We start from the raw sequence: 17,913 nt of genomic DNA, 5'->3' as shown, positions 1-17,913 counted from the left end.
TTTTTTTTTGTTTGGGGGGGSGCGGCAACCCCCCCCCCCCCGAAACCATCAAAATGAGCTCAAACAAAGCTTCAATCGGGGCTAGGGTTGCAGACATTTATAGAAATATCAGTACAAAATAATCGAAAGATTTTTGGTAACCTTAGGGTCTGTAAAAATTTTAATGAAAATTTTTATTAATTCTCTAAATGAAATAACTTTGTTTGTTCTTGAATGTAATAGTAGGAATTTCAGCAAATTAGATAAAGAATCAAAACATTAATTCTATTAAGTTTTAAGCTTGCGAGGGCTTAATTTCTTAATCTTAAGCCAATTAAAATGTAAACATTCTTAACAATCGTTCAGTTATAAATCTTCAAAATTCTTATTGATAAAATGTCCGAATCGGCTGTTTTTAGCTTCCCCGATTTTCTGTTTCGTATAAATGCTGTTGTTTCCGGAAAACAAATAAGAGATAACGCATGCAATGGCAACATATACTCCGCATTCAGCACCAAAGAGTTCAATTCCCATCAAAGTGCAGGCAAGAGGCGTGTTGGTAGCTCCGGCAAAAACAGCCACAAATCCCATTCCGGCAAGCAAGCCGAAGGGAAGCGGAATAAATAACGATAATGCACTTCCCAAAGTAGCCCCTATAAAAAACAAAGGGGTCACTTCACCACCTTTAAATCCGGCTGAAAGTGTAACAACCGTAAACAATATTTTCAATGCAAAATCATACAAAGGAAGCTGTTTTCCGAGAGCTTCTTCAATTACAGGAATTCCCAGTCCGGTGTAACGTGTTGTTCCCATGGCAAAAACAGCTGCGGCAACAATAATTCCTCCTGCAAAAGGACGTAAAGGCGCATATCTGAATTTTGATTTAAACAAAGAATTTCCATAATGCAGCATCCTGCTGAAAGCAGCAGCACAGATCCCAAAAGCAATTCCTGCCATTACAGCGTAAAGAAAAGGTTGGAAATCAGTTTCCGGGACAAAACCGATATGATATTCCGTATGATGAACATTCCACAACCTGGTAACCTGATCTGCCAGAATAGCAGAAGCAAAAGCCGGGAAAATACTGTTGTAGCGGATTTTACCCACCAGAAAAACTTCCAGCCCGAACAATGCTCCGGCCAATGGAGTTCCGAATACAGAACCGAACCCTGCCGCAATCGCCGAAATTAGAAGTGTTTTCCGATCCTGCTCATTCAGCTTTAGAAGTTTTGTAAACTGGTCTGAAATAGCTCCTGCCATCTGCAATGCTGTCCCTTCACGTCCTGCCGAACCTCCGAATAAATGCGTGATAACGGTTCCAAGATAAACGAACGGTGCCATTTTAAAAGGAATTGTTTTTCGGGAAGACTCGTGGATGGTTTCAATGAGAAGATTATTTCCAGCTTCCACATCTTTTCCAAAATAGTAATACAGCATTCCAACGGCCAGTCCGGCAATCGGAAGACAGGCAATCAGCCAGATATGGCTTTCCCTGAAACCTGTTGCCCAAGACAATGATTCCAGAAAGCCCGCAGAAGCTGTTCCTGCAACTATTCCGATGAGCGAGCTGATGAAAAGCCATTTGGTGATGTATAATAGCGCCGGATATTTTCGTGACAATAAACGAAGATAAAGCTGTATGATATCAATAAAAGTTCTGCGTTTTTGAGACATAATTTTCCTGATCAAATTACTGTTAATAATCTTTTTAATCAGGCGTCATCAGCTTCTGAAAAGCGGTTGGGTAAGGAAGAACACCATTTCCTTTGATCAGGCAAAGATAAAAATTATTTTAAAAAGAAACTGTTTTTAGCAAGAAATTCACTGCTGATTCTGATGCTTTCAAAAATATCCTTATCGCTGGAATCCTGTTCCAGAAACCAGTATTGAAGTCCTGCCTGCTTTCCTACTTTAAAAATTCTCTCAAAATCGATCGTTCCGTTTCCTATTTCGGTAAAATCTTTTGTTCCGGCCTTCATGTCTTTCACATGCCACAGCGGAAACCTTCCCGGATATTTATCAAAATAGAGCAGGGGATCGATTCCTGCTTTTGAAATCCAGTACAGATCAAGCTCCATTTTAACAAGCTCCGGTGAAGAATTCTCCAAAATGAAATCATATACATTTCGGGTATCATCAAACTTTTCAAATTCAAAATCATGATTATGATACGCAAACTCAATACCGGCTTCTTTGGTAATTTTCCCTGAATTTTCTAACAGTTCAGGAAGCTTTTTATAATTTTCAATCATTCGTTCTTCCGGGAAGAGGTAAGAGCAAACCATGTATTCTGAGCCGATAAAATGAAGGTCTTCAACGGATTTTTCCCAGTTATCAAGTAAAGTTCCCTGTCCTTTGTTAATAATTCCTGTCGTGTGGTGTGAACTGATCACCCGCAATCCGGTGTTTTTAAGAATTTGTTGAAATTCTTTACGGTTTTTCCCAAAAAATGTACCGTCGTAGCCGTAAATCTCAAGTCCGTTGAAACCCATTGCAGCAAGTCTTTCGAGTGTTTTCTCAGCACTTGCTGCCATTGCATCACGTACAGTGTATAACTGGATAGCCCATGTATTTTGTCTTTTTTTTAATGGAAAAATTCCACAGGAATACAAGCCTAAAAATCCCAGCGAAGAAAGTTTTATAAAGTCTTTTCTATGCATTACAGGAAGGGTTTCATTTCATCTTCAATCTGAGTTCGGAGCTGCATCAGCCGTATGGCGTACTGCTCCTGTCGTTTTTCTTCATCTGTTTCCGGAATCCATTTTGGGACAGGAAGTTTTTTTCCGTTTTCATCAACCGCTACGAAAACGATAATGCAGTGTGTTTTTTTATCAAAATTTGGCTGCTTAAGGTTTCTGGAAAAGACATTGATGGCAATGTGCATGCTTGAAGAACCAGTGTAGATCACCTGTGCTTCTACTTTTACAATTTCCCCGATTTTTATCGGTTCATAAAACCGGATTCCGCCTACGTAAACGGTAACCGAATAATTTCCGCTCCATGTCGTAGCGCATGCGTATCCTGCCTGGTCAATCCATTTCATCACGCTTCCTCCATGTACATTTCCCCCGTAATTAACATCTGAAGGTTCCGAAATAAACTGAAAAGTAATAGGCTTGTTCTCCATCTGTTTTAAAATTTGAATAAAGGTATTTATAATTTTTAAAATCTTGGATTAAATATTACTTTTGAAGGGTAAAAACTTTGTTTTTTATTTAACCCCTATAATAATATACAATGAAAAAAGTATTCTATCTCAATACATGTGATACCTGCAGAAAGATTTTAGCACAATTTGATTTGTCCGGCTGGGAATTGCGCGAGATTAAAAAAGAACCAATAACCGAAGAAGAACTGGCTGAAATGTATAAGAAAACGCAATCTTATGAAGCTTTGTTCAGTAAAAAGTCGACACAGATTAAATTAAGAGAACTGGATCTGAAGTCTTTGGGAGAAGAGGAATTTAAAGAACTGTTGCTGGATCATTACACTTTTCTGAAACGTCCTGTTTTTCTTACAGATAAAGAAATTTTTATAGGAAATGATAAAAAGAATTTGGAGGCATTGAGAGTTTTTTTTTAATTAAAATTAAGTCTCCATAAACTCAAACCTAACAGGTTTTCAAAACCTGTTAGGTTTTTATAGTTGTAAAGAAATAGCTCTCCTCCAGCTGCTTTTCAAAAGTGGAGGATATGAATTTAACTGACCAAATTCTAGCCCGGATAGAAACGGCATCCTTTTTTTCGTGGGCGGGAGCGAAGCTCCCGCCCACGAAAAAAAGATAGAGTGGATAGCCGGATTAAGCTCCTAAGAAAATAAAACCCGCAACAAGGCAGGTTTTTATGATATGTTTAAACTTTGTCAAAGATTTTCAACTTTGACAAAGTGGCGTCAACAATTTATACAAAAGGCGCTTTCACCACTTTTGCAGGAATATTTTTGTTTCTTACTTGGATGAAGATTTCAGAACCTAATTTGAAGTGAGGTTTATCAACATACGCAAGACCTAAACCTACTTTTTTCATCGGAGATTGTGTTCCGGAAGTTACTTTTCCGATCACGTTGCCTTCTGCGTCTACAACAGGATAGTCGTGCCTTGGAACCCCTTTATCAGTCAGCTCAAAACCAACCAGTTTTCGGGTAACTCCTTCTTCTTTTTGTTTGGCGAACGTTTCTTTGGAAAGGAAATCTTTATCAAATTTAGTAATCCACCCCAAGCCGGCTTCAATAGGGGAAGTTGTATCATCAATGTCGTTTCCGTACAGGCAGAATCCTTTTTCCAGCCTTAAAGTATCTCTTGAAGCCAGTCCGCAGGGAATAATGCCTTCATCTGTACCGGCTTCAATAATAGCATCCCAAAGTGTTACGGCAGATTCATTCTTAAAATAAATTTCAAAGCCGCCGCTTCCGGTATACCCTGTGTTGGAGATGATAACATCATCCACCCCGGCAACAGAACCTACGGTAAAGTGATAATAAGGAATTTCGGAAAGATTCGTTTCCGTTAATTTCTGAAGAATTTCGGTAGCTTTCGGGCCCTGAACGGCGAGCAATGACATCTCATCTGAAGCATTGGTCATTTTTGCTCCGAAAGTATTGTATTTGGAAATATGATCCCAGTCTTTGTCGATGTTTGAAGCATTAACAACCACAAAATATTTGTCGTCTTCCATTTTGTAAACGATAAGATCGTCCACAATTCCTCCGTTTTCGTTGGGAAGACATGAATACTGCGCTTTTCCGTTTTCCAGAGCGTCTACATTGTTGGTAGTAACGTATTGTAAAAGCTCTTTGGAACCTGCTCCCTCAATGAAAAACTGTCCCATATGGGAAACATCGAACAGGCCTGCCCTTTCTCTTACGGCAAAGTGTTCTTCAGTAACTCCGGAATATTGTACAGGCATTTCAAAACCTGCAAAAGGTACGATTTTAGCGCCTAAAGATACGTGCTTGTCGTACAATGCTGTTTTCTTCATATTTAATTTTTATTTCTATTTCTTTATTTTAAAACTGTCGAAAGCTTCATTGAAAAGCTTCATAAAATTACCGTTCCAGTATTTCTGGCCGCAGTTGATGGAAATCAGGTACAAATCTTTATCTTTCTGATAGACTTTGGTAAGCCACACCAGCTTTTCCTTTTCATCAAGGTACTCATAAAAATATTCGGTATATCCTTTTTTGCTGCTCTTGGAGATTACTTTTTTTTCGTCGTCGGAAGATTTGTAAAGAGCCAGGATAAATTTTTTAATTTCTGATTTTGGCAAATTCAGGCCGTGATATTCCGAAATGGTAATGGCTCCGATCTGGCTTGGTGGAAAAATATTGACAATGTCGCTGTCATTGGTGACTTTCCAGCCTTGGGGATACACGATTGAGTAGTTGTCTCTGTCATAAACTTCCGTAGGAATTACCTGAGCCGTTAGCAAAGACGCAGCAAACAGAATGAAACCGAAAAAAAATTTTTTCATGAATTAAAATGGTGTTTGTATTCATCAAGGATAATCTTAAACCACTCTGTGAAGTCTTCAGGATTTTCAGACATTTCTTTGTCGAGATTTTCGATTGAGATATATCTTACTTCTTCCACTTCATTGGTATTAAGGTGAAATTCATCCTCGAAAATGCCTGTGAAAACGTGGTCAAGTTCATGTTCCCAAAGCCCGTTTCCAACATCTGCTTTATAAATAAAACTAAATTTTTCTGATAGTTCGGCTTCAATCCCCAGCTCTTCCCTCAGGCGGCGTTTGGCTCCTTCAAGGTAGGTTTCTTCAATTCTGGGATGAGAGCATACTGCATTGGTCCACTTTAAGGGTGAATGATATTTTCCGGAAGCTCTTTTCTGTAAAAGCATTTCGCCTTTACTGTTGAACAAAAACACAGAGAAAGCACGGTGCAGAAGGCTGTTGATGTGTGCCTGCTGCTTTTCCATTAAACCGAGAACCTGATCTTCAGGGTTTACTAAAACTACGAATTCTTCCATTTCTACAAATGTAAGTGTAATAAATGTATTTTGAAAATTTTTGGTAAAACATCATGATTCTGAAATCGGTAAATATTTTCGTCATCACAATTAAGAAAATTTTTAACCTAAATCATAAAAAAGATTAGAAAAAATAAAAATTATTAACTAAAAATTAAATTTTAGTTTGAAAAAATTACATTTGTTAAGTTTCGGAGGGCTTATTAATGTAAAAAACGTAACTTTGCCACTCAATTTTTTATGATGGAATTAGAGTACAAAGACCACATTAGCCCTATCCTGAAAGACGGTGTAAAAAACTACCTTATTGATATTGACGGAACGATCACAGAAGACGTCCCGAACGAAGAGCCTGAAAGAATGGTTACCTGCGAACCTTTTCCTGACGCACTCGAAACTATTAATAAATGGTACGACGAAGGCCACCAGATTTGTTTTTTCACGTCGAGAACAGAAAATCTGAAACAGATTACCATCGACTGGCTCGATAAGCACGGGTTCAAATACCATAGTGTATTATGCGGAAAGCCTAGAGGAGGAAATTATCACTGGATTGATAATCATCTGGTAAGAGCGACACGATATAAAGGTAAGTTTACCGATCTTGTTGAAAAGCAGGTTACCATTGAAGTTTTTAAAGAAGACGGAGAATAAAAATTTTAATTCAAAAGATTAAACGATTAACAAAAAGTTTATGAAAGTTTTAGCAAACGATGGTCTGGATCAATCCGGTATTGATGCACTGGCTGAAAAAGGTTTTGAAGTAATTACCACAAAAGTTCCCCAGGAATTTTTGGCAGATTATATTAATGAACATAAAATCCGTACCCTGTTGGTGCGCAGTGCAACACAGGTAAGAAAAGATATTATTGACAATTGCCCGTCTCTCGAAATCATCGGGAGAGGAGGAGTAGGAATGGATAATATTGATGTGGACTATGCAAGAGAAAAAGGAATTCATGTCATCAATACGCCTTCTGCTTCTTCAGAATCGGTGGCAGAGCTGGTTTTTGCCCATTTGTTTTCCGGAGCAAGGTTTTTGCAGGATTCCAACAGGAAAATGCCTTTGATAGGTGATTCCGAATTTGCAGCCCTGAAAAAATCATATGCAGCCGGCATCGAATTGAAAGGAAAAACAATCGGTATCGTAGGAATGGGAAGAATCGGGCAGGAAGTTGCTAAGATTGCTTTAGGCCTCGGCATGAGAGTGGTAGCAGCAGACAGCAACGTAGGAAAGGCAAGCATTAAAGTAACCTTTTACAATAAACAGTTCATTAATGTTGATATCGAAACCGAACCGCTTCAGGATGTTCTTAAACATTCGGATTTTATAACGCTTCACGTACCGGCGCAAAAAGACGGGTACATGATCGGTAAAAATGAATTTAAAATGATGAAAGACGGTGTTGCTATCGTAAACTGCTCAAGAGGTGGTGTTATTGATGAAACAGCTCTGATTGAAGCTTTAAATTCCGGAAAAGTGAAGTTTGCCGGGCTTGATGTATTCATCAACGAGCCTACGCCTTCTAAAGAAATCCTGAACCATCCGAAAATTTCCATGACACCGCATACCGGTGCTTCGACATTGGAAGCTCAGGACAGGATCGGGCTTTCGCTGGCAGAGCAGATATCCAGCATTTTACAGATTCAGTAATTATTCAAAAAAAAAAAAGCAAAGCACTTCATTGCGAAGTGCTTTTTCATTATATATTGTTTTTAGTTTTCAACAAATCTCTGATTTCTGTCAGCAATTTCTGGTCTTCCGTAAGTACTGGTGGGGGAGGTGCCGTTTCCGGTTTTTTATTAAGACTGTTTACGCCTTTGATAAGAAGGAACAAAACAAAGGCAACAATAAGGAAGCTGATCACCGAAGACAGAAAGTTACCATATTTTACGCCATTCCATGAAAGTTCTGCAATATTTTTTACATTCGCTCTTTCCAGGGCCGGATTCAGAAGAAGTGGTGTAATAATGTCATCTACAAACGACTTCACAATGGCACTGAATGCAGCACCGATAATAACCCCCACTGCCAGATCAAGAACGTTCCCTTTGAACGCAAATTCTTTAAATTCTTTAGCAAATCCCATATTTATATTTTTTAATGTTATCTAAATTAAGGTTAAATTACAAAAAAATATGTAATTATTTTAATTTAAATAGATGGTTTAATTAATAATATATGGAGATTTATATTTATTAAGGTAATATATTAATATAAATTTTCCGTTGCCTGTATCTTTTAAAATTACTTTTTTGTAAATTGCTGATAACACACTATTAAATATCAATTTATGAAAATTTTTACAGCAGAGCAGATCCGCAACTGCGATCAGTATACCATAAAAAATGAGCCGGTATCTTCTGTACAACTCATGGAAAGAGCAGCAGAAACCTGCGTGGAATGGATCTCCGAAAACTGTAATCATCACCGGAATTTTGCTGTTTTCTGCGGAAGCGGAAATAATGGAGGAGATGGTTTTGCCATTGCCAGAATGCTTTATCAAAAAGGTTTCGACGTAGATGTATTCGCCAATACAAAAGCTAAATTTTCTCCGGACGCTCAGGAAAATTTCAGACATATCAAAGAGATTTCAGGAATTAGCATCAGGGAATTTAAAGAATCATCGCCCTACCGTTTCGACAGCCGGACTGTCATTATTGATGCGCTTTTCGGGACAGGTCTCTCTAGAAATTTAGATGGTGAGATAAAAGATCTTGTAGAGTTCTTAAACCGGAAAAAAAATATAAAAATATCCATTGATCTACCTTCCGGCCTTATGGCTGATGCTGTTTCGGACTTTGATTCTGTGGTTTTTAGGGCAGATTATACGCTTACCTTCCAGTTCTGGAAAAAATCTTTTCTCCATGCTGAAACCGGGAAATTCGCGGGGAAAGTTCATGTGTTAGATATTCATTTAAGTCAGGATTATATTGAAGAAACGGAAACCGAAGATTTTGTCATTGATGATGAAGTTATTAAAACCATTTTTAAAATAAGAAATGAATTTTCACATAAAGGAACATTCGGCAAAGCAGCCATTGTTGGCGGAAGCTACGGAAAAATGGGAGCGGCAGTACTTTCTACCAGAGCTGCCCTGAAAGCTGGTGCAGGACTCACCTTTACGCTGAGTCCGAAATGCGGCTATGAAATTTTGCAGATTTCTGACCCTGAAGCTATGTTTATTGAAGGCGGAAAAGATTTTATCGAAAGTTTCGACCTTGATGAAGAAACCGTTTGCGGAATAGGGCCCGGCTTGGGAACTCACGAAAAAACGGCAGAAAGTCTTTTAAAATTTTTGAAGAGCTATTCTAAACCATTGATTCTTGATGCAGATGCTTTAAATATTATTGCTCAAAATCCTGATCATTTAAATTTAATCCCTGAGAAGTCGATTATCACACCACATCCTAAAGAATTTGAAAGACTGTTCGGAAAAACGGGAAACTCTTTTGAAAGAACGGAGCTGGCTAAAAGCAAAAGCCGTGAACTCAATATTTATATTGTTTTAAAAGATCATCATACCCAGATTATCACTCCGGAAGGTAAGGTCTTTTATAATATTACAGGCAATTCCGGGCTGGCAAAAGGCGGAAGCGGCGATATCCTTACCGGAATTATCACTTCATTCCTGGCACAGCAGTATAGCGAACTGGAAGCCGCAATTTTAGGCGTTTGGTTCCATGGGAGAGCGGCCGAATTTGCTTCGGAAAAACACTCCAAAGAGTCAATGCTTCCTTCTGATGTAATTAATGAATTTGGAAACGTCTTTTCTGAATTAAATACAAAAGTTCGGAAGCTTTTGTAAGAGAAGTTTTGATAATGGACGGATAGATGATAGATTGAAAGCAGTTAACTGATTTACAGTAAATAAAAACCAAATGTGTTCAGGCCCAGTATTGAACTTTTTGTTTTAAGACAAAAAAAAACTGATAATCTTAATCAATAAGATAGCCGGAAATAAAAAAGCAAGCCTTCATGACTTGCTTTTATGATATTCTGTGGTTATTCTAAAAATTATTCAGGCTTTTCGTTCTCAGCCTGCGTAATTCTGAACTTTTTAGAAACGATCATGATTACAACGCCGGCAATCATGAAAGGAATGGATAATACCTGGCCGGTATTCAGCCCTCCGAACTGGATAAATTCATCTCCCTGCGGCTCTTTAAGGAATTCCACAAAGAATCTTATTGCCCAAAGAATGATGAAAAATAACCCGAACAGCCATCCCTGCTGATATTTTTTGTTAGTCTTTCTGTACAAAATCCATAACAGGACAAACAGGCACAAATAACCGAATGCTTCAAAAAGCTGTGATGGATAACGAGGAATCGTTACGCCATATTCGCTGCTTTGCTGCGGGAAAAGCAAAGCAAAAGGTGAATTGGGATCAACTGGTTTCCCGATAATTTCAGAATTGAAGAAATTTCCAAGCCTTACAAATGCACCGCCCAGAGCTACCACAATTCCCAGTCTGTCATATACCCAGAAAGGGTTTTTCTTAATAATTTTAAATGAATAGTAAAGGGTGGTGAAAATCAATGCGATGGTTGCACCATGACTTGCAAGCCCTGAAAAACCGGTAAATTTAAGTCCGTTTTTAGTGCTGATTGGTAAAAATACACTCCAGAAATCTTCTTTAAACAGTTCCGGCTGATAGAAGATCACGTGTCCCAGGCGTGCTCCCAGAATAGTCCCTATCAAAGTCCACGTGAATAAAGGCTCAAGGTATTTTTGGTTAACATTGTCAATTTTAAATATCCTGTTCATTAAAATATAGCCGAAACCGAATGCAAAAATGAACATCAAGCTGTAAAAGTGAAGCGTAATAGGCCCCAATACAATTCCTTTCGACGGATCCCAGATCTTAAAAGGAGTTTCAAGACTTACCTGATCTGAAGAAGAAATAGGTTTATTTGATTTTACGGCATATTTGAAAGCTCCAATATTTTCTTTAGTGGCAGGCGTTTCTATAAGCCTGAAGTTTTTGTCTAAAAGCTGGTATTTTTCATTTTTAAGTTTATCCAGCGTAAGAGCGCTGAAATTAAAAGCAGCGGGTTCTACATTGGATTCGTTCAGGATTATCAGCACATTTCCGTCTACCTTTCTATCCGGGAAAACGTTGAGATCCGCCAGTTCCGTGGTACTGTAAATTTTTACGGGTACACTGGCTGCGTTGATTTTTAAAGTTCCTTCCGACATTCCGTCCGGATAATTCTGCGCAAATGCACACTGGGTAATGAACGCAAAAATAACGAGATACATTCTGAAAAAAATATTGCTCATTTCTATTTTTTTATAGTTTGTTTTATTTAAATTTTACTTTTTCTTGGGTGGAACAGAATCATAGCCGCTTCCTCCCCAAGGGTGGCATCTTGAAATTCTTTTGATACCCAGCCAGAACCCTTTCAGCGGACCGTGCACCTGCAATGCTTTTACCATATAATGCGAACAGGTAGGCTCATACCTGCAGTTTTTCGGAAGCAGCGGCGAAATAAACCATTGGTAAAACTTAATAAGGATTACCAGAGGAAAGGTGATGATCTTGTTGGCTGTACGTTTCAAAACATTGCAAAAATAGCGTAAAAAATTGGAAGTTGGTTGAATATATACCGGAAGTTTCGGCAGGGCAGAAGGATGTTCGTCGGAGATATTTTGGTGTTGGTCAATTTATGGGTTTAGATAAATGAGAAAGAATCAAAGATCGTATTATTGTAATAATAAAGCTGCCTTCATTTGAGGCAGCTTATTGTTTATCTTTTATTTTCTATAAAAATACTGAGTTCAAACTGTTCTCTTACAGCAATACCATAAATTTCAGCAAATTTCCATGTACTAAGTTCTTTCAGGTTGAAAACATCTTCAATAGCTCTCTTCGAGTTCTCATCAGTATATTTTAAAATTTCCATTTTTTCTAAATTATTCTGTATTCTTATGGTTATGCGAATACTGGTTGCGAAATGATGCCGCTTCCGTCACATGGCTGGGAAGTATTGATAGATCCTTTACTGCCACCCGGTTCTGTTGTTCCGCCTCCTGTTCCTCCTCCCTGGGGACTGGTAACTCAGGGAGGAACGCCTTACCCGGTACCTTCGCCGCCCACCATCTCGTATACACGGGTTACGGTAATCACCAATACTGATTGTGTCTCAGCCAGACAAGGCCCACCATTCTCATCAGACGCTTCTCCATGATGATGAGCGTTGTCGCTACAAGAGGTATAATAAGAGCTTGTTTTATAGTAACATACAGGATATATTCTTCATTACTTGTAAACTATTATATCCTTCACTATTTTATTGCCATAAAATGCTTTCTCTTCGTTTGTGAAGTAAAAACTATTTTTGTTTTGATAATATTTCACATCAGATTTAGGAAAACTATCCTGCCATATTATGTGTAAAGTTACAGCATTCTTAAAACTATAATCCATTTCGCAAAATTTAAAGCGAGAAGATTCTACTATTTTTTTATTTATAAATGGAGAGTCTGCCCAATGAGACTTAGGTTGTAACTGTGTCATTTGACCTAATAAATAAGAAAAAGGTTTGTTTATATATTGGTCTTTATTAATCTCAAATTGTTTTATATAACTTAAAGTATCAAATTGTGCATTAACTTTAAAGCTAAAAGTAATTAGTAATGCAATAATTATTTTGAATACATTCTTCATCACTTATAAACCATTATATCCTTCACTATTTTATTGCCATAAAATGCTTTTTCTTCGTTTGTGAAATAAAAACCATTTTTGTTTTGATAATATTTCACTTCAGATTTAGGAAAGCTATCTTGCCATATTATGTGTAAAGTAACAGCATTTTTAAAACTATAATCCATTTCACAAAAATTAAATATAGATGCCTTCACAATCTTCTTATTTTGGGGGAAAGAATCTGCCCAATGGGATTTGGGTTGAAGTTGTGTCATTTGAGTTAGTAAATAAGAGAATGGTTTGTTTATATATTGAGATTTATTAATCTCAAATTGCTTTATATAACTTAGTGTATCTAATTGAGCATAGGTTTTACAGCTAAGTACAAGCAATAATAAAATACTGAATAGTTTAAATATATTTTTCATAGTTAATTTTTTAAAGATTGCAATTGTCTGTTTGCTCATAAGTCGTTTCATTTGGATCATTTGGATCAATATGTTCATTTACAAATAGAGTTTTAAAACTTCCATTGGGTTGCTTTTTGCTAACTGCCATTCCCGTATCATATTTTTTTAATACAAATGCCTGAGCCAATGCGAAAGCCTCATCTTCTGTTTTGCCTTGTTTTTCAAATTTCTTTCGCACATTCTGAAAATCAACTTGTATAGAACTTCCTTCTTTCCAGGCTGCCCCATCGATATAATCCGCTTTTGGATAATTATTCTTAAAATTTTTAAACTTCGTGAGATCTGTAATAAATACATTATACATACCGCCGGAAGAGCCTAATACAAATGCAGTGCTAAAGTTAGCATTATATTTATTAGCAGTCTGGAAAATATAAAAATCATTAGGCGAAAAACATTCATAGGCATCCCCATTATGGGTATGCAAAGATCCCGTAACGGTAAATTCGTAATCCGTAGGAGGCAAATTAATGCCTGATTCCGTTCCTACCTTTATATCGCCGGTGGTATAACTTCCATCATCTTTTGTCCCAAAATTGAAGCCTTTTTCAAAAGGGTCTGCTGCTACTGTAGCTCCTGCTGTTGTAATAGCCGCATTAATTTTTACCTGATTTAAGAGTTCTTTTGCTTTTATATTCGCTTGGTTAGCTTTTTCACAAGGATTGTTTGGAGGTAATCCCAGATTCGGCAGCGTAGGGGTACCTCCCAATTCTTCCTGCGCTCCTTTATGGTATTGGGATCTGTAGGGTTGGCAGAAATCTGTACTGTTATATGCATTAATCCCCGGAGACTTAATGCTTTCAATTTTAATGAGACCGTATTACAATTGAGTTTGAATTTTCTAAAGCAATATACCCAAATGTTGCTTCCTAACTAAAGTTATTGAAAAAACAATAGAAAACAACAGACTTAAAATATACTTATCCATCATTTTATCTATTGCTTGGTAAGTTTCATTTTCATAGAATTGGAAAAGGGCTGTAAAAATTTATAATACAATACCATAAACTGCTATAGCACATTTTCTTTTTTCCTCATAATAAGGTAAATTATATTCTCTAATGAGTAAGGTTTCATAATATTCTTTAGATTTATTCAAGTTTATTCTTTGAGAGTTTTTTAATTTTTGAGGTTGTGTTAACTTGTAATCAATGAAAGGATATGAAGTTTTGTAAGGCAAAATCCATTTTGAACTTTTATAATAGACTTTTTCTATATAATTCTGTTTCCATCCATCTTTATCGTTTATAATACCAATTATAGCATATTTTTCTTTCAGAGGTTGCCTATATCCAAACTCATTACAATATTCAGAAGAAAATTCAATTGTGTCTTTAATATATCTCCCTTTCAATATTTTTATTATTCTATATTTAGAGTAATATTCTCCTCCACCTCTACAGTATGGTTTTGTAATTCTAGGATAACATCTTTCATCTTCTTCGTTTTCTACACAATCTTTCCTTTCAGCAGGAGTATAAGTGGAAGTATATGGCCTATGGTGCTCTTCTATTTTTTCACCAATAAAATAAAGGGGATTATCATTTTCTTGTGAAAAGACATTATTAAAAATAAAGAATAAGATAAAATAATACGTTTTCATAATTACTGCTTGGTAAGTATCATCTCCATCGGGAAAGTACTCCCCCCTTGCGGATCATTAGGGGGATTTCTTACTCCTGTATGTTTATTGATTGTGATAACGTGTTCTCTTTCATACATATTCATCTTGATTTGGGTAGGAGTGAGACTTTCCAGAATCACTTCAAAACTTTTGTATTTTTTGTAGTCTTCAAAACGGATAGATGATATTTGAGAGTAGCAATCTAAGGTAAACTGAACTTTTACACCATAATCTTTAGATAAATCATCAGAAGAAGTATCGGCTATTATTATTCCGTTTTCCTTATATTGATAATAACCCACCAATCTGTCTTGATAATAATTATCGTTTCCATATTGATTGAAATGATGTTTTACTTGTTTTATTAGTGTCAAAATAAATTCTCTGTTTCCACTAGTCCATTTCCATGTCCCTGTGTATTTATTCATAATATTATTAATATCTTTTTCATAATAATCTCCTGAACTACGATCGAAATTAGAATCACAGTCTGTGGAATTTATGATATGATTTTGTGCTTTACATTGCACAGACAAAAATATAATCGTTGATAATAAAAATATTTTTTTCATAAGTATTGATTTAAAAAATTAAGGTTGAGGGCACGGTATCTTTTGTATAGTTCCGTCTGGATTTTGCAATAGCTTTTTCCATTGGTTTCCTTTATATCTCTTTAAAGCCTGTGAAGTCTTGATATATAGACTTTTATTAAACTTCAACTCATTAACTTTTCCGTTATAGATGCCCTTCCAGGTTCCTACATATTTAGCAAGAGAATTATTGATGTCTTTTGTAACTGAAATCAGGACAATTAGGAGTTATCATACATTGTGCAGCTTCTTCTAACGAAATAGTTTGGGCGTTACACGAAATTGCAATAAAGGAAATGAGCATTAAAAATATCATTTTCATAATTTGAGTTTTATAACTAAAACCTCCAAAAAAGGAGGTTTATTTTATTGTTTTGTCAAAACAATATTTTTTGGTAATGGCTGTGGATAATCTTGTGGTGCATAATTAAAAATAATCAGGTTTTATAAATTTTGATTCAGAGAATACAGTTTCACTTATCTATAATCTATTAAATCTTCCATTTCCAATCTTGCTGCTTTTACAATTAATGTTGTGGCATACCAAAAGTCACTCTGCTGTTTATCTTTTTGTGATCTTCTACTCAAACCATCTGCGTAAAAATTTTTTTATTTCCTAAACTATCTGTTAGAGTAATATCTGTAGATGAGGGGTCTAGGAAATAACCTTTAACAGCAACAGTGTCATATTTAATTTTAGAACAAGCATTATAAATATTCACAAATTTTTCTTTAGAAATTCTTAAATGATATTCTTCATCCCTATTCATTTTTACCTTAACCCTTATCTTTCCTTTTTTATTATTTTTAATAGGCTCAAAAAGAATATTTATAGAACTAAAAGGAATAATAACATTTGAATGATGGAATTCTAATTTGGTAATTTTTTGTGAAAAAATATTGCAAAATGATACTAGAGTTAGAAGTATAAATATTTTTTTTATCATAATTACTATTGTTTTGTCAGTACAATATTATTAGGCAATGGCTGCGGATAATCCTGAGGAGCATAACTGTAATAAAAACAATCAGGCTCTATAAAATTTTCATCCTGAGAATAGCTCCATTGCAGTTTTTTTATTGTTTTAAAAGTAAAATTTCATTTGGAAGAATTTGAGTATATGGATTTAAACAAGTACCGGAAAGAAACTCTGTAGTATCTATAAACTTCCAATTTAATTTCGTCTCGGTAGAATCTATAAAATTAATATAAATATCTCCTGTTATACCACAAGGATCTGAATCCATATATAGCAGTGAGTACTTTTTATTTGGAATAGTAAAGAAACGAATCCCTTCAATTTTAGTCTCATTATCTGGCAATTGACTGTCATCAAACAAAATCAATCCATTAGCATCTACTATTTTAAGTTTCCCTACCAATACATCTTTATAATAAGAATTATTGTTTAAGTGATCTTGAAGCTTTTTAATTCTTTTAAAATAAATATAAATCGTTTTGCTATTCCATGTTCCTTTCCATGTTCCTTCATACGGGACAAGTTCATTATTTATATCTTTAATATAAGAATTACTCGGTACTGCTGTATATGTATTTAATGGATAGATTTGGGCACAACTTAATACCATTAAGTGTATTGATAATAAAAAGAATAATTTTTTCATAATATTTTATTTATTTTATGGGCATGGAGTATCTATTACATTTCCATTATTATCTAAATCTAATTTTTTAGCTTTTCCCGTTCCTTTATCTATTTTATAGATTTCTATCCCGGGAATATTTACTTTTTCAGTCAAGAATCTTAAAAAAACTCTTTCAACTTCTGCCTGGTCAAAAGTACCATCATCATTTTGTATTGCTTGCATTTCTTTTTTATACCAAGGATTCCATTTATTTTTTACAATATCATTGGTGAGGGGATAGTTATCATCAGGCAATGTATATTGCAGCATATAATTTCCTTCGGAAGTTATTATCATAGCATAGGCATCTCTTATATTACCATGTGCCTTGGCATTCATAATACAACTCGTCAAAAATGTGGCCACATCATAAGGGGAAAATATCTTGATGGTGGAATTGCCATCAACAAAATCTACATGTGAATGAATATATCCAAAATATTGTGTACCACTCGGAAACTTCATGGTATGACCATCACTGGAGAGTGCTGTAGGAGTATATTCTGCATTTGATACCGAAGTACTGGAGGTATATTTTGCCGCAAAACCCTTTTCATGATCTAAACTAAATGTTTCAGGTTTATCAATAGCCGTAACTTTTGCTTTAAAGTTTGTATCCGCAAATTTATTTTTTATCTTCTCACAAGGTGTCTGTACCTTCGGATTCCCACCCAGATTCGGCAGCGTAGGGGTACCTCCCAATTCTTCCTGCGCTCCTTTATGGTATTGGGATCTGTAGGGTTGGCAGAAATCTGTACTGTTATATGCATTAATCCCCGGAGACTTAATGCTTTCAATTTTAATGAGACCGTATTACAATTGAGTTTGAATTTTCTAAAGCAATATACCCAAATGTTGCTTCCTAACTAAAGTTATTGAAAAAACAATAGAAAACAACAGACTTAAAATATACTTATCCATCATTTTATCTATTGCTTGGTAAGTTTCATTTTCATAGAATTGGACA

23 protein-coding genes and 1 riboswitch are annotated in these 17,913 nt (G+C 35.8%); of the genes, 5 read left to right on the top strand and 18 right to left on the bottom strand.

Translation table 11 applies throughout. The annotated features are described in order from the left end of the window. Positions 1-345 precede the first annotated feature (345 nt). The 3 genes from SOP96_RS07505 to SOP96_RS07495 form a co-directional block, all read right to left on the bottom strand. A complete protein-coding gene (locus SOP96_RS07505; RefSeq protein WP_326320366.1) occupies positions 346-1,653 on the bottom strand; it encodes a voltage-gated chloride channel family protein in 1,308 nt (435 codons plus the stop codon). Positions 1,654-1,685: 32 nt separating this feature from the next. Next, a riboswitch (Fluoride riboswitch) is annotated at positions 1,686-1,753 on the bottom strand. A gap of 13 nt (positions 1,754-1,766) precedes the next feature. Then, positions 1,767-2,639 (bottom strand): sugar phosphate isomerase/epimerase family protein, encoded by an 873-nt coding sequence (locus SOP96_RS07500; protein WP_326320365.1) that lies wholly within the window; start codon positions 2,637-2,639, stop codon positions 1,767-1,769. Next, positions 2,639-3,106 (bottom strand): acyl-CoA thioesterase, encoded by a 468-nt coding sequence (locus SOP96_RS07495; RefSeq protein ID WP_326320364.1) that lies wholly within the window; start codon positions 3,104-3,106, stop codon positions 2,639-2,641. Before SOP96_RS07495 ends, SOP96_RS07500 begins: the two co-directional genes overlap by 1 nt. A 110-nt stretch (positions 3,107-3,216) precedes the next feature. Here SOP96_RS07495 and SOP96_RS07490 point away from each other — a divergent pair, with 110 nt between their 5' ends. Continuing rightward, positions 3,217-3,561, top strand: a complete 345-nt coding sequence (locus tag SOP96_RS07490; RefSeq protein ID WP_326320363.1) for an arsenate reductase family protein — start codon at positions 3,217-3,219, stop codon at positions 3,559-3,561. A gap of 317 nt (positions 3,562-3,878) precedes the next feature. Here the strand turns inward: SOP96_RS07490 and gcvT are convergent, their stop codons facing one another. Genes gcvT through idi form a run of 3 tightly spaced genes read right to left on the bottom strand, consistent with a single transcriptional unit; the run spans position 3,879 to position 5,959 of the window. Continuing rightward, the gene (gene gcvT / locus SOP96_RS07485) at positions 3,879-4,955 is read right to left on the bottom strand and encodes a glycine cleavage system aminomethyltransferase GcvT (RefSeq protein ID WP_326320362.1); all 1,077 of its coding nucleotides are present in this window, start codon (positions 4,953-4,955) and stop codon (positions 3,879-3,881) included. Between the two features lie 15 nt (positions 4,956-4,970). Next, positions 4,971-5,447: a hypothetical protein gene (locus SOP96_RS07480; RefSeq protein WP_326320361.1), complete on the bottom strand. Its 477-nt coding sequence runs from the start codon at positions 5,445-5,447 to the stop codon at positions 4,971-4,973. Further along, positions 5,444-5,959 carry an isopentenyl-diphosphate Delta-isomerase gene (gene idi, locus SOP96_RS07475; protein WP_326320360.1) on the bottom strand — a complete coding sequence of 172 codons (516 nt, stop codon included), beginning with the start codon at positions 5,957-5,959 and terminating at the stop codon, positions 5,444-5,446. The genes SOP96_RS07480 and idi overlap by 4 nt, the downstream gene beginning before the upstream one ends. A 243-nt stretch (positions 5,960-6,202) precedes the next feature. On the opposite strand from idi, the gene SOP96_RS07470 reads away from it, so the two are divergent. Next, the gene (locus SOP96_RS07470; protein WP_029294086.1) at positions 6,203-6,613 is read left to right on the top strand and encodes an LNS2 domain-containing protein; all 411 of its coding nucleotides are present in this window, start codon (positions 6,203-6,205) and stop codon (positions 6,611-6,613) included. A 40-nt stretch (positions 6,614-6,653) separates the two neighbouring features. Further along, positions 6,654-7,613 (top strand): D-2-hydroxyacid dehydrogenase, encoded by a 960-nt coding sequence (locus SOP96_RS07465; protein WP_326320359.1) that lies wholly within the window; start codon positions 6,654-6,656, stop codon positions 7,611-7,613. A 49-nt stretch (positions 7,614-7,662) separates the two neighbouring features. On the opposite strand, the gene mscL is transcribed toward SOP96_RS07465, so the two are convergent. After that, entirely contained in the window at positions 7,663-8,049 is a 387-nt protein-coding gene (gene mscL, locus SOP96_RS07460; protein ID WP_326320358.1) for a large conductance mechanosensitive channel protein MscL, read from the bottom strand. Positions 8,050-8,253: 204 nt separating this feature from the next. Here mscL and SOP96_RS07455 point away from each other — a divergent pair, with 204 nt between their 5' ends. Further along, on the top strand, positions 8,254-9,768 hold the full coding sequence (locus SOP96_RS07455; RefSeq protein WP_326320357.1) for an NAD(P)H-hydrate dehydratase: 1,515 nt from the start codon (positions 8,254-8,256) through the stop codon (positions 9,766-9,768). Positions 9,769-9,977: 209 nt separating this feature from the next. Here the strand turns inward: SOP96_RS07455 and lgt are convergent, their stop codons facing one another. The 3 genes from lgt to SOP96_RS07440 form a co-directional block, all read right to left on the bottom strand. Further along, a complete protein-coding gene (gene lgt, locus SOP96_RS07450) occupies positions 9,978-10,826 on the bottom strand; it encodes a prolipoprotein diacylglyceryl transferase (protein ID WP_326320367.1) in 849 nt (282 codons plus the stop codon). A 453-nt stretch (positions 10,827-11,279) separates the two neighbouring features. Next, on the bottom strand, positions 11,280-11,525 hold the full coding sequence (yidD, locus tag SOP96_RS07445; protein WP_326320356.1) for a membrane protein insertion efficiency factor YidD: 246 nt from the start codon (positions 11,523-11,525) through the stop codon (positions 11,280-11,282). A gap of 188 nt (positions 11,526-11,713) precedes the next feature. Further along, entirely contained in the window at positions 11,714-11,869 is a 156-nt protein-coding gene (locus SOP96_RS07440; RefSeq protein WP_326320355.1) for a hypothetical protein, read from the bottom strand. Between the two features lie 51 nt (positions 11,870-11,920). Between SOP96_RS07440 and SOP96_RS07435 the strand changes: the two genes are divergently transcribed. Further along, positions 11,921-12,154: a hypothetical protein gene (locus tag SOP96_RS07435; protein ID WP_326320354.1), complete on the top strand. Its 234-nt coding sequence runs from the start codon at positions 11,921-11,923 to the stop codon at positions 12,152-12,154. Positions 12,155-12,225: 71 nt separating this feature from the next. Here SOP96_RS07435 and SOP96_RS07430 read toward each other — a convergent pair whose 3' ends face one another. From SOP96_RS07430 to SOP96_RS07395, 8 genes are all read right to left on the bottom strand, one after another. Then, positions 12,226-12,633, bottom strand: a complete 408-nt coding sequence (locus tag SOP96_RS07430) for a hypothetical protein (RefSeq protein ID WP_326320353.1) — start codon at positions 12,631-12,633, stop codon at positions 12,226-12,228. Then, positions 12,633-13,043 carry a hypothetical protein gene (locus SOP96_RS07425; protein WP_326320352.1) on the bottom strand — a complete coding sequence of 137 codons (411 nt, stop codon included), beginning with the start codon at positions 13,041-13,043 and terminating at the stop codon, positions 12,633-12,635. Before SOP96_RS07425 ends, SOP96_RS07430 begins: the two co-directional genes overlap by 1 nt. Positions 13,044-13,053: 10 nt before the next feature. Then, positions 13,054-13,794 (bottom strand): hypothetical protein, encoded by a 741-nt coding sequence (locus SOP96_RS07420; protein WP_326320351.1) that lies wholly within the window; start codon positions 13,792-13,794, stop codon positions 13,054-13,056. A 279-nt stretch (positions 13,795-14,073) separates the two neighbouring features. Further along, positions 14,074-14,688 (bottom strand): hypothetical protein, encoded by a 615-nt coding sequence (locus SOP96_RS07415; RefSeq protein ID WP_326320350.1) that lies wholly within the window; start codon positions 14,686-14,688, stop codon positions 14,074-14,076. A gap of 2 nt (positions 14,689-14,690) precedes the next feature. Beyond that, positions 14,691-15,281 (bottom strand): DUF6705 family protein, encoded by a 591-nt coding sequence (locus SOP96_RS07410; protein ID WP_066435282.1) that lies wholly within the window; start codon positions 15,279-15,281, stop codon positions 14,691-14,693. 602 nt (positions 15,282-15,883) lie between these two features. After that, on the bottom strand, positions 15,884-16,246 hold the full coding sequence (locus tag SOP96_RS07405) for a hypothetical protein (RefSeq protein ID WP_326320349.1): 363 nt from the start codon (positions 16,244-16,246) through the stop codon (positions 15,884-15,886). 130 nt (positions 16,247-16,376) lie between these two features. Then, positions 16,377-16,925: a DUF6705 family protein gene (locus SOP96_RS07400; RefSeq protein WP_326320348.1), complete on the bottom strand. Its 549-nt coding sequence runs from the start codon at positions 16,923-16,925 to the stop codon at positions 16,377-16,379. A gap of 15 nt (positions 16,926-16,940) precedes the next feature. Next, the gene (locus SOP96_RS07395) at positions 16,941-17,648 is read right to left on the bottom strand and encodes a hypothetical protein (RefSeq protein WP_326320347.1); all 708 of its coding nucleotides are present in this window, start codon (positions 17,646-17,648) and stop codon (positions 16,941-16,943) included. Positions 17,649-17,913 lie beyond the last annotated feature (265 nt).

Origin of the sequence: Chryseobacterium salviniae, assembly GCF_035819015.1 — a bacterium.
GTDB classification, from domain to species: Bacteria; Bacteroidota; Bacteroidia; order Flavobacteriales; family Weeksellaceae; genus Chryseobacterium; species Chryseobacterium salviniae.
The sequence above is the reverse complement of the archived record's forward strand: the minus strand, read 5'-3'. Positions and strand labels throughout refer to the sequence as shown.